The organism is Rhizobium herbae, assembly GCF_019511375.1.
GTDB lineage: Bacteria > Pseudomonadota > Alphaproteobacteria > Rhizobiales > Rhizobiaceae > Pararhizobium > Pararhizobium herbae_A.
Map to the genome: position 1 here is coordinate 1,002,361 of NZ_JAEUAO010000001.1, position 23,611 is coordinate 1,025,971.

At 62.8% G+C, this 23,611-nt stretch carries 21 protein-coding genes; 7 read left to right on the forward strand and 14 right to left on the reverse strand.

Going from position 1 to position 23,611, the window contains the following annotated elements; all coding sequences use genetic code 11:
• Window positions 1-41 precede the first annotated feature (41 nt).
• The 4 genes from JNB71_RS04875 to JNB71_RS04890 form a co-directional block, all read right to left on the reverse strand.
• Window positions 42-731 carry a UdgX family uracil-DNA binding protein gene (locus tag JNB71_RS04875; RefSeq protein ID WP_220370681.1) on the reverse strand — a complete coding sequence of 230 codons (690 nt, stop codon included), beginning with the start codon at window positions 729-731 and terminating at the stop codon, window positions 42-44.
• 32 nt (window positions 732-763) lie between these two features.
• Entirely contained in the window at window positions 764-1,873 is a 1,110-nt protein-coding gene (locus JNB71_RS04880) for a flavodoxin family protein (RefSeq protein ID WP_220370682.1), read from the reverse strand.
• 94 nt (window positions 1,874-1,967) lie between these two features.
• Window positions 1,968-3,221, reverse strand: coding sequence for a TCR/Tet family MFS transporter (locus tag JNB71_RS04885; protein WP_220370683.1), 1,254 nt, complete (start codon window positions 3,219-3,221; stop codon window positions 1,968-1,970).
• A 260-nt stretch (window positions 3,222-3,481) separates the two neighbouring features.
• On the reverse strand, window positions 3,482-4,381 hold the full coding sequence (locus tag JNB71_RS04890; RefSeq protein WP_220370684.1) for a LysR family transcriptional regulator: 900 nt from the start codon (window positions 4,379-4,381) through the stop codon (window positions 3,482-3,484).
• 117 nt (window positions 4,382-4,498) lie between these two features.
• Here JNB71_RS04890 and JNB71_RS04895 point away from each other — a divergent pair, with 117 nt between their 5' ends.
• On the forward strand, window positions 4,499-5,494 hold the full coding sequence (locus JNB71_RS04895; protein ID WP_220370685.1) for an aldo/keto reductase: 996 nt from the start codon (window positions 4,499-4,501) through the stop codon (window positions 5,492-5,494).
• A gap of 115 nt (window positions 5,495-5,609) precedes the next feature.
• Here JNB71_RS04895 and JNB71_RS04900 read toward each other — a convergent pair whose 3' ends face one another.
• The 4 genes from JNB71_RS04900 to ypfJ all read right to left on the reverse strand — a co-directional run bounded on the left by JNB71_RS04900 (window position 5,610) and on the right by ypfJ (window position 8,832).
• A complete protein-coding gene (locus JNB71_RS04900) occupies window positions 5,610-6,944 on the reverse strand; it encodes an adenylate/guanylate cyclase domain-containing protein (protein ID WP_220370686.1) in 1,335 nt (444 codons plus the stop codon).
• Between the two features lie 115 nt (window positions 6,945-7,059).
• On the reverse strand, window positions 7,060-7,389 hold the full coding sequence (locus JNB71_RS04905) for a hypothetical protein (protein ID WP_220370687.1): 330 nt from the start codon (window positions 7,387-7,389) through the stop codon (window positions 7,060-7,062).
• A gap of 47 nt (window positions 7,390-7,436) precedes the next feature.
• A complete protein-coding gene (locus tag JNB71_RS04910; RefSeq protein ID WP_220370688.1) occupies window positions 7,437-7,772 on the reverse strand; it encodes a hypothetical protein in 336 nt (111 codons plus the stop codon).
• A gap of 130 nt (window positions 7,773-7,902) precedes the next feature.
• Window positions 7,903-8,832 (reverse strand): KPN_02809 family neutral zinc metallopeptidase, encoded by a 930-nt coding sequence (gene ypfJ / locus JNB71_RS04915; protein ID WP_220370689.1) that lies wholly within the window; start codon window positions 8,830-8,832, stop codon window positions 7,903-7,905.
• 183 nt (window positions 8,833-9,015) lie between these two features.
• Between ypfJ and JNB71_RS04920 the strand changes: the two genes are divergently transcribed.
• From JNB71_RS04920 to JNB71_RS04935, 4 genes are all read left to right on the forward strand, one after another.
• Entirely contained in the window at window positions 9,016-10,038 is a 1,023-nt protein-coding gene (locus JNB71_RS04920; protein WP_220370690.1) for a zinc-dependent alcohol dehydrogenase family protein, read from the forward strand.
• A gap of 92 nt (window positions 10,039-10,130) precedes the next feature.
• A complete protein-coding gene (locus JNB71_RS04925) occupies window positions 10,131-11,540 on the forward strand; it encodes an adenylate/guanylate cyclase domain-containing protein (protein WP_220370691.1) in 1,410 nt (469 codons plus the stop codon).
• Window positions 11,541-11,928: 388 nt separating this feature from the next.
• A complete protein-coding gene (carB, locus tag JNB71_RS04930; RefSeq protein ID WP_220370692.1) occupies window positions 11,929-15,420 on the forward strand; it encodes a carbamoyl-phosphate synthase large subunit in 3,492 nt (1,163 codons plus the stop codon).
• Between the two features lie 171 nt (window positions 15,421-15,591).
• Window positions 15,592-17,142, forward strand: a complete 1,551-nt coding sequence (locus tag JNB71_RS04935) for an MFS transporter (protein ID WP_220370693.1) — start codon at window positions 15,592-15,594, stop codon at window positions 17,140-17,142.
• 149 nt (window positions 17,143-17,291) lie between these two features.
• Here the strand turns inward: JNB71_RS04935 and JNB71_RS04940 are convergent, their stop codons facing one another.
• Genes JNB71_RS04940 through JNB71_RS04950 form a run of 3 tightly spaced genes read right to left on the reverse strand, consistent with a single transcriptional unit; the run spans window position 17,292 to window position 18,954 of the window.
• Window positions 17,292-18,272 carry an SDR family oxidoreductase gene (locus JNB71_RS04940; RefSeq protein ID WP_220370694.1) on the reverse strand — a complete coding sequence of 327 codons (981 nt, stop codon included), beginning with the start codon at window positions 18,270-18,272 and terminating at the stop codon, window positions 17,292-17,294.
• Between the two features lie 17 nt (window positions 18,273-18,289).
• Entirely contained in the window at window positions 18,290-18,643 is a 354-nt protein-coding gene (locus JNB71_RS04945) for a hypothetical protein (RefSeq protein ID WP_220370695.1), read from the reverse strand.
• Between the two features lie 14 nt (window positions 18,644-18,657).
• A complete protein-coding gene (locus JNB71_RS04950; RefSeq protein WP_220370696.1) occupies window positions 18,658-18,954 on the reverse strand; it encodes a hypothetical protein in 297 nt (98 codons plus the stop codon).
• A gap of 247 nt (window positions 18,955-19,201) precedes the next feature.
• On the opposite strand from JNB71_RS04950, the gene greA reads away from it, so the two are divergent.
• Together greA and JNB71_RS04960 are read left to right on the forward strand one after the other, a co-directional pair.
• Window positions 19,202-19,678: a transcription elongation factor GreA gene (gene greA / locus JNB71_RS04955; RefSeq protein ID WP_220370697.1), complete on the forward strand. Its 477-nt coding sequence runs from the start codon at window positions 19,202-19,204 to the stop codon at window positions 19,676-19,678.
• A gap of 83 nt (window positions 19,679-19,761) precedes the next feature.
• Complete coding sequence (locus JNB71_RS04960) at window positions 19,762-20,832, forward strand: glycosyltransferase family 4 protein (protein ID WP_220370698.1); 1,071 nt, start codon at window positions 19,762-19,764, stop codon at window positions 20,830-20,832.
• Between the two features lie 182 nt (window positions 20,833-21,014).
• On the opposite strand, the gene JNB71_RS04965 is transcribed toward JNB71_RS04960, so the two are convergent.
• The 3 genes from JNB71_RS04965 to JNB71_RS04975 are packed head-to-tail and all read right to left on the reverse strand — an operon-like array spanning window position 21,015 to window position 23,584.
• On the reverse strand, window positions 21,015-22,037 hold the full coding sequence (locus tag JNB71_RS04965; protein ID WP_220370699.1) for a glycosyltransferase: 1,023 nt from the start codon (window positions 22,035-22,037) through the stop codon (window positions 21,015-21,017).
• A gap of 7 nt (window positions 22,038-22,044) precedes the next feature.
• Window positions 22,045-22,869, reverse strand: coding sequence for a glycosyltransferase family 2 protein (locus JNB71_RS04970; protein ID WP_220370700.1), 825 nt, complete (start codon window positions 22,867-22,869; stop codon window positions 22,045-22,047).
• Window positions 22,870-22,882: 13 nt separating this feature from the next.
• Entirely contained in the window at window positions 22,883-23,584 is a 702-nt protein-coding gene (locus JNB71_RS04975) for an FkbM family methyltransferase (RefSeq protein WP_220370701.1), read from the reverse strand.
• Window positions 23,585-23,611 lie beyond the last annotated feature (27 nt).

Sequence of the window (23,611 nt, forward strand, 5' to 3'; positions counted from 1 at the left end):
TTCATCTAAGCATCACAAAAATTGATCATTTTGCAGGCGCTTCATTCAAGCACGACGCGAGGCGCGTTCCCTTCCTCTCCTCCACCGAGGAATGACGTCACGCGTTCCAGATCCTCGACGAAAGCTTGCCGTGCCGCTTGCGCCTCGTCCCGGTCGCGGATCCGCAGCAAGTAGGACGGATGGACCGTCACGAGCAACGGCGTGCCGGTTGCGGTCTTGACGATGCGACCCCGTTCCCGGGTCAACCCAACGGAGCGCCCCATCAGCGCATAGAGAGCCGTTGCCCCAAGCGCGACGATCAATCTCGGCTCGAGCAGCTCGATTTCCGCTGCCAGCCACCAGGCGCAGCGCTGTATCTCTCCCGCATTGGGACGGGCATGCAGACGCCGCTTTCCCCGCCGCTCGAACTTGAAATGCTTGACGGCGTTGGTGACATAGCAGAGCGTGCGATCGACGCCAGCCTGCTCCAGGCATTCGTCCAGCAGCCGGCCGGCCGGACCGACGAAGGGCCTGCCCGCCTCGTCTTCGCGGTCGCCCGGCTGTTCGCCAACGAGAACGACCGGAGCATGAGGGGGCCCTTCGCCAAAGACCACCTGGGTCGCGTCCTTGTAGAGGTCGCAGCGCGTGCAATGCTTAGCCTGCCGGTGCAGCGCTGCGATGGAGGCGCCATCGGCCCGCTCGCCAGTGAAGGCGGGCGGCGGTTTCGGCTTGCGCAGGGTCCTGACAGGCATGGCTTGTTTCCCTTGGGGATCTCGCTGACGCGCTATTTCTGCCGCGGTTGCTGCAGCTCCGCTCCCGCGGCAACCAGCTTGCCTGCCTTTTTCGCGAGCACGGCCTCGAGCAGCGTTTGCGCGGCGTTGCGCACTTCGTCGTGGATGGCGGTATCCGCATCGAGTTCCTCATGCGACACCGCGTACTCCTTCCAGTAGCCGATGTAGCGATCGAGTTCGGCGAGCGGCCCGGCCGGCGTCAGCTGCATGTATTTCATCCAGTCCGACAGGCTGCGCCGGACATTTTCGGCACCCTCGACATCGCCATGGACGATGACGGAAAAGAGCCGGCCGGCCAGATGCCGCGGATAATGCCAGCCCTCCATCTCGATCTTCTTGGCAAGTGCCGCGTCCTTACCCTGCGTCAGGGTCGGGTCGGGATTGCCGCCATCGGCACAGACCAGCCGGTCCATCATCAGCTTGATCGGCGAGGATACCTGGTACCAGTTGACCGGCGAGACGATCATCACGCCGTGGGCTGCGACCCACATCGGATAAATCTCGTTCATCCAGTCCTGCGCCTGGCCGAGCGAATGGTTGGGATAGCAGGAACAGGGCCAGTGACAGAGGGCCGGCGATGTCGAAAAGCACGCCTTGCAGGGATGGATATGCCGTCCATATTCGGAGGCAAGGCGATCAAGTTGCAGAACCTCGACCTCGACATGACCTTGACGCTCGATGACTTCGCGCGCGATCGCGACCAGCCGATAGGATTTCGACATTTCGCCCGGACAGGTGTGCTCGCTGCGGGCCGAACCGCTGATCAGCAGGATCCGCGCCGGGGCCGACGGATTGTCGTGCCGCCGCTGGGCGTCGTCGACCGCCTGACGGGCGGCGATCCAGTCGACCGAAAGGTCATAGGCGGGGTCGGCATAGCCAGAGCCGGCTTTTTTCGTTTCCGGGCTTTTGCGGTGATGGTCATAGGCGTCCCATGCAGCCGACGCGATTCTGTCGAGTTCGGCGGCCAACGGATCAAAGGCCCGGTCCTGAAACTGGATGAGAAAGCGACGCTTGAATTCGCCCTCGTCGAGCCGCGGGCTTGGCGACCCCTTGCGGGGTGCCGGGACACGTCGTTCCTTGCCATCCCCTGCCGTGCCGCTCATGTTCGATCCTCCGCTCGACGCGCATGATCATCAAACGGAGTGGTTTGCCGAATGTTCCGGCGAGCACCCGCGCAGAGACGTCCGGGCAGTGCGTTCAACCGGGCTGGGTCGCGTTCCCCGCGCCAAGTGCGGCAGGGGCCGGACGCACCTTCAGGAGGTAGATGGCGATCGCACCGGCGACGAAGACGGCGGCGAGGATATAAGGTGCTCCGGCGAAGGTGACGGACGCCTGCGGCGCGGTGAAGGCACTGAAAACGTGGGCGAAGATCAGCGGGCCGAGGATCGTCGTGAAGCTGGAAATGCTGGACAGGGCACCCTGCAGTTCGCCCTGCGCCGATGGCGGTACCCTGGCCGAGGCGATGCTGCGCAGCGGCGGGTCAGCGAGCGCTTCAAGGCAGGTGGCGAGGATGACGGCATAGATCATCCACCCCTCAACCGACAGCGCATAGCCGAGAAGGCCAAGCCCGGTGAAGATCAGGCCGACGGCGCCGGCCTTCCATTCCCCAAGCCGCGGGATCGCCTTGGGCAGGACAAAGGCCATGACGAGGGCGCCGCAGACGCCGAAGATGCCAAGCGAAAGGCCGATCTGCCCCTCGCTCCAGCCGTAGCGATGAGAGGCGACGAAGGACCAGACGGCGGGATAGACCGCATGCGCCTGCCAGAGCAGGAAGAAGACAACGAGCACCCAGCCGATGCCGGGATAGTTGCGCATCTGCTTCAGCGTGCCGAGCGGATTTGCCCGCTTCCACTCAAAGTGGCGGCGGTTGTGGCTTTCCAGCGTTTCCGGCAACAGGAACAGGGCCATGAGGAAATTGACGAAGGACAAGACGGCCGCGCCGTAGAAGGGAACGCGCGGCCCGAATTCGCCGAGGATGCCCCCGAGAACGGGTCCGAGCGCAAACCCCGTGCCGAAGGCGATGCCGATCAGACCGAAATTCTTCGCCCGGTTGGTGTCGTCGCTGACATCGGCGATATAGGCGGCGGCGGTCGAGAAACTGGCGCCGCTGATGCCGGCGAGCACCCGGCCGACGAACAGCATCCAGTAGCTGACGGCGAGCGCGCAGATCAGGTTGTCGAGCGCGTAGGTCAGCACGGAGGCAAGCAGGATCGGCCGGCGGCCGAAACGATCGGACAGGTTTCCGATGAGTGGCGCAAAGAAGAACTGCATGCCGGAATAAACCAGCAAAAGCCAGCCACCATCGACCGCCGCCTCGCTGATCGCACCGCCCGTCAGTTCCTTAAGATAGCTGGGCAGCACCGGCATGATGATGGCGATACCCATGATATCGAGGAACAGAATGACGAAGACGAGGGACAGGCCGCGCCGCGCTGAGCTGGCATCGAGCATCGAACAAACCTCTGCTGCACAATTGCTTAAATCGGATTCGATTTAAGGACAAAATCAGCAGCAGCTTTAAAGCGCTGCAGCGTGCTTTGCGCGTCGTGTTCGACGCGCGGCGCTGTAGTGGCGGGCTGCTGCAAAAGAATACGGAACGCGAACGGAAACCGGCACGCAGTCTTTATCGAAACTCCTCGACGGAAACAATCCGTGAACATTTCAATGTTCGTGATGAGTGGTGCTGGAACATTGATGCGAGTCCGCAAACCCTACCCTTTCGGCCGGGTCTTCAGGAAATCGACGAAGGCCCTGAGGGGCGGTGGCATATGCTTGCGGCTGGCATAATAGAGATAGGGGCCGGGAAAGCCCGGCGCCCAGTCTTCCAGGATGGGCACAAGCTCTCCGCGGGCGATGGCGGGCGCGAGGAACTCCTCGAAGGTCGCGATAATGCCAAGACCGGCAATCGCAGCGCTGATCTCCATTTCGAGGCTATTGCTGGTAACGCGGGCCTGCGGCGAAATACGGATCGTCTCATCGCCCCGCTCGAATTCCCATGACGGCATGCTGCCGCTGGCAAAACGGTGGCGGATGCACGCGTGATCGAGCACCTCCCGGGGATGAAGGGGCTCCCCATGCGCCAGGAGATAGGCGGGGGACGCGGCGGTGACGAAACGCTGCCTGCGCGGGCCGATCGGCACGGCGATCATGTCCCTTTCAAGCCGTTCGCCATAACGCACGCCCGCATCGAAACCGGCTGCCAGCACGTCGATGAAGCTGTCGTCGCCGCTGACCTCCAGCATGATGCCGGGATAGGCTTTGAGAAAATCCGCAGCGATTTTCGGCAGGACGGCGCGGGCAACGACGGTGGCGACGTTGAGACGCAGCGTGCCGGTGGCGCTGTCGCGAAGACTGTTGACCTGCTCGAGCGCGGAAACAACCTCGCCCAGCGCTGGAGACAGGCGTTCCATCAGCCGCTCGCCCGCCTCCGTCAGCGTGACGCTGCGGGTCGTGCGGTTGAGCAGACGCACGCCGAGACGTTCCTCGAGCCTGCGCAGCGCCTCGCTCAGCGATGACGCCGATACGCCGCGCTTGCGGGCGGCGGCGCGAAAACTGCGCTCACGAGCGACGGCGGTGAAGGCATCCAGGTCGGCGAGCGGCAGATCGGTCATTGTACGATTTTCCAAACAGCTTGTGCACTTTAAGACGGATTATCGCACAACGCAAAGCGCTGTAAAACCGCCTCCGAAACAAGACGCCACGGCGCGCCAGACAACAGGAGAAGCGACATGAACCATGTTCAACTCGGCAAGACCGGCCCTTCCGTCTCGACCCTCGGCCTCGGCTGCATGGGCATGTCCGGCATGTACGGCCCCTCCGACAGGTCCGAAAGCATCGCCACCATCCATGCGGCGCTCGATGCCGGCATCAACCTTATCGATACCGGTGATTTCTACGGCATGGGCCATAACGAGATGCTGATCGGCGAGGCGCTGAAGGGCGTCGCCCGCGACAAGGTGATCCTCAGCGTCAAGACCGGCGCACTGCGCGACCGCGATGGCGGCTTCAACGGCATTGACAACCGGCCGGCGGCGCTGAAGAACTTCATCGCCTATTCGCTGCAGCGGCTGGGCGTCGACCATATCGACATCTACCGCCCTGCCCGGCTCGATCCGAACGTGCCGATCGAGGAAACGGTCGGCGCAATCGCCGACATGATCAAGGCCGGCTATGTCCGCCACATCGGCCTGTCCGAAGTCGGCGCAAGCACCATCCGCCGGGCGGCGGCCGTGCATCCGATCGCCGACCTGCAGATCGAATATTCGCTGATCTCGCGCGGCATCGAGGCGAGTATCCTGCCCACCTGCCGCGAGCTCGGCATCGGCATCACGGCTTATGGCGTTCTCTCGCGCGGCCTGATCAGCGGCCACTGGCAGAAAGGCCAAGGCTCGGCAAAGGGCGACTTCCGCAGCCAGAGCCCGCGTTTCATGGGCGAGAATGTCGACAGGAACCTCGCGCTTGTCGAGGCGCTGCGCAAGATTGCCGACACAAGGGGCGTCTCGGTTGCACAGATCGCCATTGCCTGGGTTGCGGCACGGGGCAGCGATATCGTGCCGCTCATCGGTGCGCGGAAGGTCGAGCGGCTCGAGGAAGCGCTTGGATCGCAGGAGGTGCATCTGTCGCTCGCCGATCTCGCCGCGGTCGAAGCTGCCGTGCCGCGCGATGCCGCCGCCGGGGGGCGTTATCCGGAGGCGATGCTCGCACATATGGACAGCGAGAAATAATTTGCGTCAAAGGGCACGGCGCGCCAGCCGGCTCTCGCTCCATGCCGGGAAATCCCGCATTCGGCTACCGAACATAGACGAGCTTGCACCATTGGCTCCGGCGTGGCTCCGCGCTTTATTCGGGCACGGGGTTGGCGGTGTAAATCTGCCACTGTCCGGGAACGTCGCGCAATTGCGCCGCAGCGCGCTCTTCGAACGCGATCCCCGCCCCGACAACGAGGTCCTTGACGGTTCGCGAAACGACGATTTCCCCGATCCCGGCATAGCCGAGCAGTCGCGAGGCGAGGTGAACGGCTATCCCGCTCAAATCATGGCCACGCCGTTCGCATTCGCCCGTGTGCAGCGCTGCGCGAATGTCGAGGCCTAGCCCCGACGCACTCTTACGGATTGCGCCTGCGCATTGAATGGCTTTGGTCGGACCTTGGAAGCTTGCAAGGAAACCGTCACCCGTGGTGTTGACCTCGACGCCGCCGAAACGGCGCAGTTCCGTGCGCACGAGGTCGTCGTGGCGGCGCAGCACATCCCGCCACCGCCGGTCCCCCAGTTCTGCCGCCATCGACGTTGAACCGATGATATCGGTGAAAAGCACCGTCAAGAGAACGCGCTCCGAAACGGGCTCCGGGCGCATGCCGGTCAGGAACTCTTCGATCTCGTCAAGCGCGCGATCCGCGTCGCCTGCCCAGATGACGTGATCGTCGCCCGGAAGCTCCACCCATTTGGCGCCCGCAATGCGATCGGCGACAAAGCGCCCCTCTTCGACGTTCACCCAGCGGTCTCCCGTGCGGTGCAGCACAAGAGTGGGAACATGGATGGCGCTCAGGATATTGCGCACATCGATTTCGGTGTTCCAGCGCCAGAGAGCGATTGCGTCCTGCGGCGATGCAGAATTGCGCAGATAACCCGCAAGCCAGTCCCGCGCTTGCCGGTCGTGAACGAGGCTTGGAGCGGCGTTGCTGAGATCAAAGGCACCGCCCCAGTCGCGCGCGATCGAAGCGAGTTCTTCCTCGACCTGCTCTGCCGTCTTGCCCCAGGGATAGTCCGGCGCCCACAGGCCTTTCGCGAAGGAACCGTTCAGCACCAATGCCACGGTGCGCTCCGGATAGGTCGCGGCAAACAGCATCGACATGTTGCCACCCTCGGAAGTGCCCATCAGCACCGCGCGGCGCGAACCCACCGCGTCCATCACCGCCTGCACATCCTGCATGCGTTGCTCGAGCGTCGGAAAGCCGACATTGCGATCCGACAGTCCGGTACCGCGCTTGTCGAAGAGAATCAGCCGCGCAAAGGCACTCAACCGCTCGAACACATGCACCAAACGCGGGAATTCCCAGGCATGATCGAGATTGGAGACCCAGCCCGGAACATAGACTATGTCGAGCGGCCCATCGCCCACCACCTGATAGGCAATGTTCAGCCCGCCGCTTTGCGCATATCGGGTGCTTGGTCGCATGCGCCACGATAGCACTGGCCACCCGTCGTGTGAATGACGGGCGCGAGGAACCGGCAGCCGCGTTAAACCGGAGGCTGAAACCCTGTAGGGCTGCGGCCGCGCCGATGCCGACTGGTTATCTCACATAGACGATCTTGCCACCATTCAGCGCGGTTTGGACGCCGACGACATTGAAGGCACTGATGCGCTTTCTCTGAAGCACCGCGCGGATCGCGGCATTGTTGCGGATTTCCTGCTGCGCCTGCGCGATCGTTTGCGGCGACGGATAGCGATATTTTTGAGGGACCTGCACGATGTCGTCTGGGCTGAAATAGCTTCTAATCCGGACGACGGTAACGCTCACGCTGGCTTGCGCACCGCGGGATCGCGACGACTGCGCAAAGGCCGGCGCAGCGCCGGAGATGGCCAGTGCCGCGCAAAGCACAACGATCATGGCTCTCTTCATGTTCTCTCCTCCCCTTGTAACGGACGAATGCGGTGCCGATGGGCCCATCAGCGCGCGTAGATGATCTTGCCGCCGTTTGCGGCGGTCTGAACGGCGAGGACGTTCTGCGGCTGGATATTCCGCCGTTCCAGAGCCTCTCTAAGAACAGGATTGGAGGCGATTTCGTCCTGCGCGCGGGCGACGGTTTCGGCAGAAGGATAACGATAGATCAAGGGAATACGGTCCTGGTCATCATGATAGCTTGGCCGCACGACGACCACGAGCAATCCGGGCTCCAGGGGCCGGCCAAAAAGAAAGGTGCCGAGCGTTCCCGCGGTGGCGGGGGCCGCTGCCGGCAGGGCCAGCGCGCCCGCCGCAAGTACGAGTGCGACGAATTTCCTCATGTCTTTTCTCCTTCATCGGCAAATTGCTCTGCACGCCTTTCGACAGAAGGAGATATAGGTCGCGCCTACTCGTTTTGCGATCAGCAGCCATGCCGGAACACGATTTTTTGAGCAGGCGCCCGACGCCCGCTCAGATGTCGTTGTTGAACGTATCGCAGGAGGAGAGCTTGCCGCTGTCGAAACCGCGCTTGAACCAGGTGGAGCGCTGCGCAGACGTGCCGTGGTTGAAGCTTTCGGGAACGACGTAGCCCTGGGTGCGCTTCTGCAGCGTGTCATCACCGATCTGGGTGGCAGCGTTCAGCGCCTCTTCGAGATCACCCTTTTCGAGGATCCCCTTCTGCTCGGTATACTTGCCCCAGATGCCTGCAAAACAATCGGCCTGCAGTTCCACGCGGATCGACAACTGATTGGAGGCGGCCTCGCTCATGCGCTGGCGCTCGCGGTTCACCTTCGGCAGGATGCCGAGCAGGTTCTGCACGTGATGGCCGACTTCATGGGCAATCACATAGGCCTCGGCGAAATCGCCCGATGCATCGAAGCGCTCAGCCAGTTCGTCGAAGAAGGCCATGTCGAGATAGACTTTCTGGTCGCCCGGGCAATAGAACGGGCCGCTGGCGGACGAGGCCATTCCGCAGGCGGAATTGATGCCGTCGCGGAACAGAACGAGTTTCGGCTCCTGATAGGTTTCGCCGTTTGCCTGGAAGATGCCGTTCCAGGTGTCTTCGGTCTCGGCCAGCACTGTCGCGACGAAGGCCTTGGTTTCTTCCTCCTGCGCGGAGCCCCTGGGTGACTGGATTTCGGTCTGCTCGACGCCGGGCGATCCCACCTGCCCGCCCTCCATCACCTGCAGGAGGTCGATGCCCATCATCTTCAGAACGAAATAGATGACGACGAGGAAGATGATCGTGCCGATGCTCATGCCGCCGCCGCGGCCGCCACCGGTCGGAATGCGGAAGCCGCCGCCCCGGCCGAAGGGGCTGCCGCCAAAGCCGCCACGAGAAGGCCTGGATCCTCGAACGTCCTCGACATTGCCCGATTGGCGGCGGCCTCTCCACTCCATGATGCAATCTCCCAGTCTCTGCTTGGCGGCTATCAGCCTTTGTTGGCAACCATATAACGCGCGAGACGCAATTTTGTGCAAGATCGAAACGATAAAGTTGCAAATGTTCAAATCCTGCGATGCCGCTGGCAGCACCGGCTTTGCCGTGCCAGTATGGCGATCACGTTTGGGAGGAGCGACGACATGAAGGCCATGCGGCTGGAATCGATCGGCAATCTGGTCGTTCGCGAGATCGAGAAACCCGTTCCCGGCCCCGACGACCTGCTGGTCCGCGTCGAGGCCTGCGGCATCTGCGGCACCGACCGCCACCTGCTGCACGGCGAATTTCCGTCGACGCCACCCGTGACGCTCGGCCACGAATTCTGCGGCATCGTCGAGGCGATGGGCAAGGACGTCAAAGACTTCAGGCTCGGCGCCCGCATCACCGGCGATCCGAACATCCCCTGCGGCCGCTGCCCGCAATGCCACGCAGGCAGGGTAAATCTCTGCCGCAACCTGAAGGCCATCGGCATCAGCCGCGACGGCGGTTTTGCCGATTATGTCATCGTGCCGCAGAAACAGGCCTTCGAAATCCCGCTCGACCTCAAGGCGAAGCACGGCGCCTTCTGCGAGCCGCTCGCCTGCTGCCTGCATGGCGTCGACCTGGCAGAGATCAAGGCCGGGTCCTCCGTCGTGGTTCTCGGCGGCGGCGTCATCGGGCTGTTGACGGTACAGCTCGCACGGCTTGCCGGCGCAACGACCGTCATTCTCTCCACACGCCAGGAAGCGAAGCGGCAACTGGCCGAGGAGCTCGGCGCCACCGCCAGCGTCGACCCCTCCGCCGGAGATATCATCGGCGAGATCGCCGGCCCCGGCGGCCTCGTACCCGGCGGCGTGGACGTGGTGATCGAATGCGCCGGCGTTGCCGAGACCGTCGAGCAGTCGACGCGGCTTGCCAGAGCCGGCGGCACCGTCGTCATCCTCGGCGTGATGGCGCAGGGAGACAAGGTGAAGATCGAGCCGTTCGACATCCTCTTTCGGGAACTCAGGGTGCTCGGCTCCTTCATCAACCCGTTTACCCATCGCCGCGCCGCGGACCTCGTGGCGTCCGGCGTCATCAACGTCGAAAAGCTGATCTCGCGGACAATCACGCTTGAGGAAGCGCCCGAGGCAATCTGCAATCCACCCGCTGCGGGAGAAGTAAAGGTTCTGGTGGTTGCCGGATGACCCCGGGACCGGCCCCGCAGCAACCGTGCAGGAAGCGCAGGGGAAAGCAGCAATCCGCTGTCAGCAAGCCAGATTTGGTGTAGACTGCGCACATGAGTGAAGCCCAGCCTTTATTCGCAACGCTGCGCCAATCGGCAAAGCCGGACATTGTCGATGCTCTCGAGCGGCTCGTCCATGACGCACCCGACCGCAAGCTTGGCCGTGTCAACGCGCTGGCGTTTGCCGCAAGCGAAGGACTTGACGAGGAGCAGGCGATCAACGGGTTCCTGCACGCGTCCCGGCTCGGCCTGTTCGAAATGTCGTGGAATATTCTTTGCCCCGGCTGCGGCGGAGTGCTCGACGCCAATACCTCGCTGAAGACGGTGCAAAACGATGTCTACCACTGCTCGCTCTGCGCCGCCGGCTACGAGCCGACACTCGACGAGATGGTCGAGGTGACGTTCACGGTCAGTCCGCGCGTGCGCCACATCGAAGCCCATAATCCGCACGAACTGCCGCCGCTTGAGTATCTCCGCCAGATCTATTGGGGTTCCGGCGTCGACCTTCCCGACGAGAATTACGAGGCAAAGGTCGAGGAATTCGTCCTCGAGGCGCTCGAACTGCCGGCCGGAGAAAAGGCCGTCATCTCGCTGCAATTGCCGGAGGCGTTCGTGATCGTCTTCGAACCGGTGACACATGCGGCGCAGTTCGTCGACGTGAAGGGCGAACCGACCAAGGAGCGGCAGCCCCTCTCGCTGGTCTTCGATCGGGGATTCCGGCACGGCGACACTTTGCAGCTACGGCCGGGCCCGGTGCGCATCCAGGTGGAAAACCATACGGACGTTCGCACCTTGCCGTCGGTGTGCCTGGCGAACGACGCCCTGCACGACATGCTCGGCCGGCGCCGCCCCTTCCTGACCGCCAAACGTCTGCTCTCCAACCAGACGTTCCGCGACATCTACCGCACCGACACGATCGACGTGGACCAGCGGCTGAAGATCACCAGTCTGACCTTCCTCTTCACCGATCTGCGTGGCTCGACCGAACTCTACGAGCGGGTCGGCGATCTCGCCGCCTTCGATCTGGTGAAGACGCATTTCAGCATCCTGCACGAGATTGTCAGGACCGAGGCCGGGGCCGTCGTGAAGACGATCGGCGATGCCGTGATGGCCACCTTCCCGACGCCGGACCGGGCAGTCGCGGCCGCAATGCGAATGCGCGACGCGATGCGCCGGCTCAACGAAGAACGCGGCGGCGAGGACCTGCTTCTGAAAATCGGTATCCATGAAGGGCCGTGCATCGCGGTCAGCCTGAACGAGCGGCAGGATTATTTCGGCCAGACGGTGAATATTGCCTCGCGCGTGCAGCATCTCGCCACATCCCGCGAGATCTTCGCCACGGGCTCCGTGCTGGAAGATCCCCGTGCCTTCCACATCCTGGCGGAGGCAGGCGTGACGCCGAAATCGCACAATGTGGCGCTGCGCGGCATCACCGATCAGATCAACATTTTCTTGATCCCGTGAACGATTGCGGTTGTCCGGCTGTCAAAGCGCGCGATTTTGCGAGTGGTTCGAACTGGGTTTGCGGGCAGGCGATGCCCTCCATCTTTGTTCTCGCATCGGAGCACGACGCCACGATCAACATTGGGCAAACGTTTCGCCGCTGCGCGGAACGCTATCGGAGCTATATGCGCCGGCCTGTGACGGATATCCCTCTCGATAGAGGGGCCTTCTTATACCCCGGTAACCGCACCCGAACTTTCCTGTCCATTCTCGCATTTTCGGGGTTCCGCTTGCCCGCACATTTCCCTATAAGCCGCTTCTAGCCTGAAAAGACCAAGCATGCGCGCCCCGGCCGGTGATCTCCCACCCTGGCCGGTTTTTCGCGCAAGCTGAAAAGCGGATAGAGACCATGCCAAAGCGCCAAGACATCAAATCGATCCTCATCATCGGCGCGGGTCCGATCGTTATCGGACAGGCATGCGAATTTGACTATTCCGGAACGCAGGCGTGCAAGGCGCTGAAGGAAGAGGGCTACCGGGTGATCCTGGTCAACTCCAACCCGGCGACGATCATGACCGATCCCAACCTGGCGGACGCGACCTATGTCGAGCCGATCACGCCGGAGGTGGTCGCCAAGATCATCGCCAAAGAGCGGCCCGATGCGCTCCTGCCGACCATGGGCGGCCAGACGGCGCTGAACACCGCCCTCTCCCTGAAGCGAATGGGCGTTCTCGACCGCTACAATGTCGAGATGATCGGCGCCAAGCCGGCGGCGATCGACATGGCCGAGGACCGGGCGCTGTTTCGCGAGGCGATGCAGCGCATCGGGCTCGAGACGCCGAAATCGATGCTCGCCAACGCCACCGATATCAAGGATCACGACCGCAAGGTTCATGAGGCCGAACGCGCCAGGGTGAAGGCGCAGCTGACCGGCGCCGAACTCGACAAGGCTCTGGACGAGCTGGAGAACCAGTGGAATCTCGGCGAGACCGACCGCAAGCAGCGCTACATGAGCCATGCCATGGCGGTGGCCGCGCAGGCGCTCGACGAGATCGGCCTGCCGACGATCATCCGCCCCTCCTTCACCATGGGCGGCACCGGCGGCGGCATCGCCTATAACCGGTCGGAATTCTTCGAGATCGTCAATTCCGGCCTCGATGCCTCGCCGACGACCGAGGTGCTGATCGAGGAATCGGTGCTCGGCTGGAAGGAATACGAGATGGAAGTGGTCCGCGACACGGCGGACAACTGCATCATCATCTGCTCGATCGAGAACATCGATCCGATGGGCGTGCATACCGGTGATTCGATCACCGTCGCCCCGGCGCTGACCTTGACCGACAAGGAATACCAGATCATGCGCAACGCCTCGATCGCGGTGCTGCGCGAGATCGGCGTCGAGACCGGCGGCTCGAACGTGCAGTTCGCCGTCAACCCCGAGAACGGCCGCCTCGTCGTCATCGAGATGAACCCGCGCGTGTCGCGCTCGTCCGCACTCGCATCGAAGGCGACCGGCTTCCCGATCGCCAAGGTCGCCGCCAAGCTCGCCGTCGGCTACACGCTCGACGAACTCGACAACGACATCACCGGCGGCGCGACGCCCGCCTCGTTCGAGCCATCGATCGACTATGTCGTCACCAAGATCCCGCGTTTTGCCTTCGAGAAGTTCCCGGGCGCCGGGACGACGCTGACGACGGCGATGAAATCGGTCGGCGAGGTCATGGCGATCGGCCGCACCTTTGCCGAATCGCTGCAGAAGGCGCTGCGCGGCCTGGAGACCGGACTGACCGGCCTCGACGAAATCGAGATCCCCGGCCTCGAAGAGGGCAATGGCGACAACCACAACGCAATCCGGGCTGCGATCGGCACGCCGACGCCGGACCGGCTGCGCATGGTCGCCCAGGCGCTGCGCCTGGGCATGAGCGAAGCCGACGTGCATGACGGCTCGAAGATCGATCCGTGGTTCATCGCCCAGTTCAAGGCGATCATCGACATGGAAGAGCGAGTGCGCGAGCACGGCCTGCCGGAAGACGCCGAAAACCTGCGCATGCTGAAGGCGATGGGCTTTTCCGACGCGCGGCTCGCGACGCTGGCGGCCAAGCGGCCGAAGGAAGTTGCCGAACTTCGCAACAAGCTGAACGTGCGCCCGGTCTACAAGCGCATCGACACCTGCGCGGCCGAATTCGCCTCGCCGACGGCCTATATGTACTCGACCTACGAAACGCCCTTCAACGGTGCTGCCCGTTCCGAAGCCCAGATCTCCGACCGCAACAAAGTCGTCATCCTCGGCGGCGGTCCGAACCGCATCGGCCAGGGCATCGAGTTCGACTATTGCTGCTGCCATGCCGCCTTCGCGCTGAAGGATGCCGGCTATGAAGCCATCATGGTCAACTGCAACCCTGAAACCGTCTCGACGGACTACGACACGTCCGACCGGCTCTATTTCGAGCCGCTGACGGCCGAAGACGTGATCGAGATCATGCGCGCCGAGCAGGAAAACGGAACCCTCGTCGGCGTCATCGTCCAGTTCGGCGGCCAGACGCCGCTGAAGCTCGCCGAAGCGCTGGAAAAGAACGGCATCCCGATCCTCGGCACCGCGCCCGACATGATCGACCTGGCCGAAGACCGCGACCGCTTCCAGAAGCTTCTGCAGAAGCTCGACCTCAACCAGCCGAACAACGGCATCGCCTATTCGGTCGAGCAGGCCCGCCTGGTCGCCGCCGAGATTGGCTTCCCGCTCGTCGTGCGGCCCTCCTATGTGCTCGGCGGCCGGGCGATGCAGATCATCCATTCGGAATCGATGCTGCAGACCTACCTGCTCGACACCGTGCCGGAACTGGTGCCGGAAGACATCAAGCAGCGCTATCCGAACGACAAGACCGGCCAGATCAACACGCTGCTCGGCAAGAACCCGCTTTTGTTCGACAGCTACCTGACCAATGCGGTCGAGGTGGATGTCGATGCGCTTTCGGACGGCGAGACGGTTTTCGTCTCCGGCATCATGGAGCATATCGAGGAAGCCGGCATCCATTCGGGCGACTCGGCCTGCTCGCTGCCGGTCTATTCGCTGGCCGACGAGATCGTCGACGAACTCGAGCGCCAGACCAAGGCGATGGCGAAGGCACTCAACGTCGGCGGCCTGATGAACGTGCAATACGCTATCAAGGACGGCACGATCTACGTTCTCGAAGTCAACCCGCGCGCCTCGCGCACCGTGCCGTTCGTCGCCAAAACGATCGGTGCGCCGATCGCCAAGATCGCCGCGCGCATCATGGCCGGCGAAAAGCTCGATGACGCGATCGCCGCCTATGGCAAGAAGCCGGACCCGCGCAACCTCAAGCATATCGCCGTCAAGGAAGCCGTCTTCCCGTTTGCCCGCTTCCCGGGCGTCGACATCCTGCTCGGCCCCGAAATGCGCTCGACCGGGGAAGTCATCGGTCTCGACACCGACTTCGCGCTGGCCTTCGCCAAGGCCCAGCTCGGCGCCGGCGTCGACCTGCCGCGCGAGGGCACCGTGTTCGTCTCCGTGCGCGACGAAGACAAGGAACGTGTCCTGCCCGCCATCCGCCACCTCACCGACATCGGCTTCAAGGTACTGGCAACCGGCGGCACCGCCCGCTTCCTCGCGGAAAAGGGCATTATCGCGACCAAGATCAACAAGGTCCAGGAAGGCCGTCCGCATATCGAAGACGCCATCCGCAACCGCCAGGTTCACCTCGTCATCAACACGACGGACGGCAACAAGGCGATCTCTGATTCGAAGTCGCTGCGCCGCGCGACGCTGATGCAGAAGGTGCCCTACTACACGACCATGGCCGGCGCCGAAGCCGCGGCCCGGGCGATCAAGGCGTTGAAGGCCGGAAGCCTCGAAGTCAGGACGCTGCAGAGCTATTTTGTTTGATGGCGGAAGAAATGACTCCGGGACGAAAAGCCCTTTACCCACCCTTCCGCTGCCGCCAAGACCTGAATAAACCGTCATCCAGCGCCGTCCTCGCATCAACACTCTGATTCGACATTGCCAATGGTGGCGGGAAAGGCGAGATTGCACCGCGTTTCCGCGGGAGCTCAAGCGATGCAGCAGGAAGAGACCATTGGCGGCGAACTCCTCGCTGGACGGCGGGAGTGGATCGGCCTTTTCGTGTTGTCGATCGCCTGCCTTATCTATTCCATGGACCTTTCGGTGCTGTTTCTTGCCATGCCGGCCATCGTAGCGGACCTTGATCCGAGCGCGTCCGAACTGTTGTGGATCAACGATGTCTACGGCTTCATGGTGGCCGGGTTTCTGGTCACCATGGGCACGCTTGGCGACCGGATCGGCCGCAGGCGTGTGCTTCTCGTCGGCGCTTTTTGCTTCGGACTAGCGTCCCTCCTGGCGGCATTTTCCACGACCGCCGAGCAACTCATCGCCTCTCGAGCCCTGCTGGGCATTGCCGGCGCGACCGTGGCGCCTTCAACGCTGTCGCTGATCTTCAATCTTTTCCACGACGAAGCAGAACGCACCCGCGCCATCGGTATCTGGGGGACCGCTTTTGCGCTCGGGGGCTTGGTTGGCCCACTGATCGGCGGCGTGCTGTTGCAATATTTTCACTGGGGATCTGTATTTCTCGTCAATATTCCGGTGATGCTGGCGCTTCTCATCGCCGGTCCGATCCTGCTTCCGGAGCACAAGAATGCCGCAGCTTCCCGGCTCGACCTTGTCAGCGTTGCCTTGTCGCTGGCTGCCGTATTGCCGGTGATATACGGCCTGAAGCACATGGCGGCCTACGGCTTTCAACTGGATCAGCCGGTGGCGATCATCGCAGGTCTCGTCTTCGGCTTTCTGTTCGTCCGCCGCCAGACAAGGCTTACAGATCCGCTGGTCGATCTTCGGCTCTTCCGCATCCCGGCATTTAACGCGTCGCTTGCGGTCAACATGGCCGGCATATTCTTCGTTTTCGCAGTGTTTCTCTACCAGAACCTTTTCCTGCAACTGGTGACCGGGTTGTCGCCGCTTGAAGCCGCGATCTGGTCGGTCCCGTCAGCCACGGTTTTCACCGTCATGTCTCTTCAGGCCTACCGCTTCACGAACCGGCTCGGTCCGGTCCGCACGGTGCTTTCCGGGCTTGTCGTCAACGCGGCGGGCACGGCTGCCATGGCGATCGCAGCCTATCAGCAGAGTGCCGTCGCGGTGCTCGCCTCCAGCATGGTGATCGCCCTCGGTTTCGTGCCGGTGATCCTGACGACGACCGGCCTCATCGTCGGCACGGCGCCGCCAGAGCGTGCAGGCTCAGCCTCGGCTGTTTCCGAGACCAGCGCGGAGTTCGGCGGAGCGCTTGGCATTGCACTTCTCGGCAGTCTTGGCGCCGTGGTCTATCGTATCGCCATGTCCGGCATCGATCTTGCCGGGCTGACACCGCCGCAAGCGGCCGCGGTTTCCGAGACACTTGCAGGTGCGGTCGAGACTGCCGCAAGCTTGAATGGCGGGGCGGTGCCGGCCTGGCTGGAGGCGGCCCGCTCTGCCTTTTCGCTCGGCTTTACCCTTTCTTGCGTCATTGCGACGCTTACTCTTCTGGCACTTGCAGCGATCGCCCGGCGCATCTACGCAAGAGCCGATCTCGACGAAAGCGCGATCGGCGCGCACTAGGACCCGGCGCTCGACCCGCTTCCCGGACAGTGAAGAGATTGGCGGCCGAGGGCGCGGGCGGCGTCCAGATGCGGCGCTGCGCAGCAGGTCGGAGGTCGCGACGCAGGCATCGCAATAGTTAACCCCATGGCCCGTCTCGTCTCCGCGGATCAATAGCCGCCAATGATCGGCAATATCTCGCCGGTTATGTAGCTCGAGCATTGCGGCGAGGCGAGGAAGACATAGGCTGGCGCGATTTCTTCCGGTTGGGCGGGGCGTTTCATCGGTGTGTCGGAACCGAATGTGGACACGTCCTCCGCCTCCTTGTCGGACGGATTGAGCGGCGTCCAGACCGGGCCGGGAGCAACCGCGTTGACGCGAATGCCCTTTTCGACAAGCTGCCCGGACAGCGCCCGGGTGAAGGCATGGATGCCGCCCTTGGTCATCGAATAATCCAGAAGCTGCTTGCTGCCCTCGATGCCGGTGACCGAGCCCGTGTTGATAATGGCGCTTCCTTCCTTCATATGCGGCACGGCGGCCTGGGCCATGAAGAAATAACCGTAGAGATTGGTCTTGAGCGTTTCGTCGAAATGTTCTTCCGTCAGGTCGAGCACATCGGCGGTATGGACCTGGAAGGCGGCATTGTTGACCAGCACGTCGAGCCTTCCGAACGCCTCCACCACCGCTGCCACGGCCTTATGGCAGAAGGCCCGGTCCTTGACGTCGCCGGGAATGGCCATGGCCCTGCGTCCCTCCGCCTCGATCGCCTTCACGGTGTCTTCGGCATCCCGGCTTTCTGCGAGATGCAGGATTGCCACGTCGGCGCCCTCCCGCGCAAAGAGTACAGCGACCGCGCGGCCGATGCCGCTGTCGCCGCCGGTAATCATTGCCACCTTGCCTTCGAGTTTGCCGGAGCCCTTGTAGAACGGCGCATCGTAGAGGGGAGCGGGATCAAGCCTGTATTCGGCGCCGGGCTTCGGCTGATGCTGTTTGGGAAACGGCGGCACCGGATAGAGCCGCGCGCCCGCCTGCATCGCCTTCGGTTTTGCGGATTTCCGCCGCTTGTCCTTGGTATCGGCCTTCTCGACCTGTTGCTGAATATCGCGCTGCTTTTGCGCCGTGCGGGCAGCCTGGCTTGCTGGTGCGGCCATGTCTTACTCCTCCTGTCTCATGAAACCTGTGTCGGCTTGATCGTGCCGACGGAAACGACACCATCGACCACGCCGCGCGGCCCGTCCGTGGCAAGCCCCTGCGGCTCGGGTATCTCGACCACCGTGTAGAGACGCTCATTGCGGAATGCGCTGGCATCGCGGGTCGAATTGCCTTCGGCCGGCGCTGCATCGATCTCGGTAAAATCGAGTTCGGCTTGCGCGGCGACCACACGGGCATCGGCGGGCGAAAAGGCACGAACGACGACCTCGCCCTGATAGTCTGCGTTGCCCCAACTGGGATCCGTGGCGGCTGCCACGGGAACCAGCCGATAGAGCTTCAACCGGTGTTTGGGAAGAATGCCGTTCTGCATGCTGTTTCCTCATTTCAAGGCACGACGTCCTTGCGCCGCTGCGCCTCGCTTTCTGCGGCCGTCACCCGCGACAGTGCCGCCTTGACGATCGATTGCATCTCGTCGTCGGCGATCTGCTGCATCGCGAAACCATCGTCGGGCTCGATGCCTGGGTCCTCCTCGTGATCGGACACGGTTTCGCTGTCGCGGGCGAGGCGCTCCAGGAACGCCCGGCCCTCGGCGCTTTCGGCGATGAAAGCGGTGAGCGCGATGAAGAGCTTGCGATGCGCGTTGAGCCTGCCTTCCAGGTGTTCCGGTGATGGGTTCGGCATGAGTTGATCCTCGTCTGCAGAACCAACGATCATGCATCGAGATTGTTCCCATAGCGACGTTGCAACGCCGGATGCGCTTCTGCGCATTCGGACCTGCTGCGAATAATCTGGCTTTTGCACGCCGCTTTCTGCTATAAGCGTCGTTCAAATGTTTCGGACGGTTCCGGAGTTAACGCTCCGGCGACCGTTTTCTTTTGCGCCGAACCCGCCTTTTAAGGCCTCGGTGCGGACTATGAAGGACAGTGAAATGGTCGATAAAGTGCCGATGACTCAGAGCGGATTCGTCAAGCTGCAGGAAGAACTGCGTTGGCGTCAGCAGGAAGAGCGCCCGCGGATCATCGAAGCCATTTCCGAAGCGCGTTCCCATGGCGACCTTTCGGAAAATGCGGAATACCATGCGGCCAAGGAAGCCCAGAGCCACAACGAAGGCCGCATCGGCGAGCTCGAGGATTTCGTGGCCCGCGCCGAGGTTATCGATCTGTCGAAAATGTCGGGCTCGAAGATCAAGTTTGGCGCGACTGTCAAGCTGGTCGACGAGGACACCGAAGAGAACAAGACCTACCAGATCGTCGGCGACCAGGAAGCCGACGTGAAGCAGGGCCGCATCTCGATCTCCTCGCCAATCGCCCGCGCGCTGATCGGCAAGGAAGTCGGTGATTCGATCGAGGTGGTCGCGCCCGGCGGCTCGAAGGCCTACGAAATCCTCGCGATCAACTGGGGCTGATCCCCGGCATATTGCACTGAAAGCCCGGATGGCGCGTAAAGCTGCCGCCGGGCTTTTTCTGTTACGAACAAGGGTACGCCAGCGTGGAAGACATCAGCAACGTCGAGGTCATCGCGCCAAACTTCAAGCGCCGCCTTTCCGGCGTCACCTCTACCATCATCCAACTCGTTCCGGTCCAGCGCGCGCTCGGCCAGAAGATCGCGACACTGGGCCCTGGCCTGCCGACGGGTTTGCCGCGCATCGGCTATTGCGCGTTGCTTCGGCTGTGGGGACGCCCGAGGAGCCGGTCGCTGCGGGTCTGGCATGCCCGGCGCAACGTCGAGATGCTGCCGGCGATCGTGCTGCGCGATGTCCTGCGGATGAAGCTCAAGATCGTCTTCACCTCGGCTTCCCAGCGCAAGCACTCAGGCTGGACCAAATTCCTGATCAGGCGCATGGACGCGGTGATCGCCACCAGCAACCGGACCGCCGCCTATCTCGACGTGCCGAGCACGACGATCATGCACGGCATCGACACTCAGCGCTTCTTTCCCGCGGCTGACAAGGCCGCGGCCAAGGCCGCGCTTGGACTCCCGGCAGACAGGAAGATTGCCGGCTGTTTCGGCCGGGTGCGCCATCAGAAGGGCACGGATCTCTTCGTCGACAGCATGATCGGCCTGCTGCCGCAACGGCCCGACTGGATCGCCGTTGTCGCCGGTCGCGCCACGGCGGCGCATGTCTCCTTCGAAACCGAGCTGAAGGAAAAGGTCGCTCGGGCCGGCCTTGCCGATCGCATCCTGTTCGTTGGCGAGCACACCAACATTCCGGACTGGTATCGGGCACTGGACCTGTTCGTCGCGCCGCAGCGCTGGGAAGGTTTCGGGCTGACGCCGCTCGAGGCGATGGCAACGCAGGTGCCGGTGGTGGCGACCGATGTCGGCGCCTTTTCGGAATTGCTGGTGACGGGGCAGGATGAAACCGGCATCCTCATTGCGGCAAACGCGCTGACGGAAATGGCCGAGGCCGCCGGCGTGTTCATGGACGATGCGGAGCGCGCAAGACGCGCAGGCGAACGCGGCCTCGCCCGCGCCCGCGAGGTTTTCAGTATTCAGGGGGAGGCGTCGAGGATCGGTGCGATCTATGAGAAGCTTCTGTCCGATACGGTTTGCGGTTGATCGTCTCAAACATATTCCTGCGCTGCGGCCCCTCATCCGCCCTGCCGGGCACCTTCTCCCCGTGAACGGGGAGAAGGCAGGTGCCGCACCCTCCGTCGTGCCCTCTCCCCGCCTGCGGGGAGAGGGTTAGGGTGAGGGGCAATGCTACAAAGAGATCGTTCAACCGGAAAAGCCTTCTAAATTTAAGGCTTGCGCTTGAACAGTTCGAGATAGGCGTTGGCGACCGCGTCTTCGGAAAACTGCCCCATCAGGGTCTCGTGGCCGCCCGAGGCGACGTGATCGGCAAGTTGCCTGTCGTTGATCAAGCGCTCGATCGCCCTCGTGAAACCATCGGTATCGCCGATATCGACGAGCAGGCCGTTTTCGCCGTCCCGCATGAACCAGGTCGGCCCCTCCGACCGACTGGAGACGACGGGCTTCTGCTGTGCCCAGGCCTCGAGAATGACGTTGCCGAGGGGCTCGTGGCTCGACGGCATGACGAAGATATCGGCTGCGGCCACGTAAGGACGCGTATCCTTCTGCCAGCCGAGGAACCGAACACGGTCGGCAATGCCGAGGTCGGCCGCGAGCTTGCGGACATTCCCCATCTCCTCGCCGTCGCCTGCAAGCCAGAGATAGACGCCCGGCAGCCTTGCCACCGCTTCCGTCAGCAGCGCAAAGCCCTTGCGCCGCACGAAGCGGCCCATCGACATGACGACCGGCGCATCTTCCGGCGTGTCAACGCGTCTGCGGTCGATCGGCGTGACGCGCCCGGTATTGGTGAAGTTGGAAATCACCTCGACGCCGCGCTTCCAGCCGAGACGGCGCACGTGCTCGCCGATCCCCGGCGTGTTGCAGACCAGCACGTCGGTGTTCTTGAAGTAGCCGAGATTGGTCGGGTAGTCGCCGAGCCGCGAAATCTTGATGCAGCCCTTGTAGTTCGGCATCAGCCGGCTTGCCCGGGTTGCCCAGGAAAACAGTGCATCCGGCCTTTCGCGGCGCGCCAGGTGCTTGACCTTCAATGGCAGCAGGATGCGATCCGGCGACAGGTTGCGGAAATTGCTTTCGATCAGCCGGGCATGCGGCTCGATGTCCTTGCGCCACAGACGGTTCGGACGGATGACGGCGGTCTGCTCGACGCCGCGCCGGGCAAGCGCATTGACGAGGTGGACGAAGAAGCGCTCGGCGCCGCCGTCCTTGCCGAAGTGATAGTGCATAACCTTCATGCGGTCCTCATTTGCCACGCCGCGCGCGCTCCATGTCGTCGAAATTCGGCCTGCGCTTGAGCGCATGCCGCTGATAGATCTTTGCCGCCGTCAGAAATGCGTAGACGCCGCCGGTTGCCGCCTCGATAAAGCCGGGAAGGCCGCAGCGCCAGAGGCCATTGCGGAAATAGAGCCGCAGGAAATAGAGCGGCGGGCTGAAGATCACCTTGTAGGGGCGCGGCGGCTTGCCGGCCGCAAACTGCTGGTCCGCCTTCAGCGTGGAGTATTTGTTTTCCTTGAGGATCTGCTCGTCGATAACAAGCGGCCGGTAATGCAAGAGGCTTCCCGTCGCCGCCGCCTCGACCTTGCCGTCGGGAACGATGCCCTCATGCACCTTCTGCGCGAGGTCGTAAGCGCCCCTGCCCTTGCGGATCAGCCTGAGGTTCTTGCGTTCGCGGACCTTTTCCGGCGTATAGCCGTAGCCAATCAGATAGGGCCGCCGGGCGACGCGCCAGCCGACGGTCTCGGCCGGCGCCGCAATCAGTGACGGCAGCAGCGCCTGCAAGGGTTCGTCCAGCCGCTCGTCGGCATCGATATTCAGGCACCACGGCTCCCTGCACTGCTCAAGCGCGAACTGCTTCTGGCCGGCATAACCGCGCCAGGCTTCGAACAGGAAACGGATCGGCCAGCCCTTGTCGATATAGGACTGCACCAGCGCCGCCGTGCCATCGGTGGAGCCGGAATCGACGATGACGATTTCCGCGCAGGCTCGAAGGCTTTCGATGCAATTGCCGAGATAGGCTTCCTCGTTCAGGCAGATGATGTATGCGGAAACCGGAAGCTTCGATGGCATGGAGGAGTGCCCTTCAGGCTGCGCGGGCGAAATGGGAGGTCTTGCGGTTGTTGCTCAGCATGACGTAACCGCGGCTCTTCAAGTTTGAAACCAGCGCCGCGATCGCATCCTCGCCGACGATGTGCGGGTGCAGTTCGACGATGATGTCGGCGACGTTTTTCAGGTCGACGGCGAGCAACTGGATTTCGGCGCCCTCGACGTCCATGATCAATGCAGCAGGATCGTGTTTTGCCAGCACGTCGCAGAGCGCCTCGCTTTCGACCATGATCGGCTTATCGTCGCGCTTGCGGTCGTAGAGGCTGGAGGAGATGATGTTGTCGCTCTTGAAGAAGGTGATGGGCGTCCCGTCGACGGTGACCGCGCGCATGGTCAGATTGGGCTTCATGCCGTTGAGCGCGAAATTGCGCCGGATCGTCTTCTCCAATTCCGGATTGGCCTCGTAGCAGAAGACATTGGCTTCGCCGCAGATGCGGGCGGCGACCAGGCTGACAAAGCCGATGCCCGTGCCGATTTCGAGCGTGCGCATGCCGGGCCGCAGAATATTGCCGATCAGGTCGCGTTCGGTGTCTTCGTAGATTTCGCGGAAGATCAGTTCCCGAACGTTTTCAGGGATATGACCGGCGGTCGTGTCGATCGCAATGCCGCCCAAGCGGACAGTGCGGACGTTGAACATGTACCGGAAGCTCTTGCGCAGCGATCGCAGCAGTCTTTTCAAAACACCTGAATCCTATCGTGATAACCG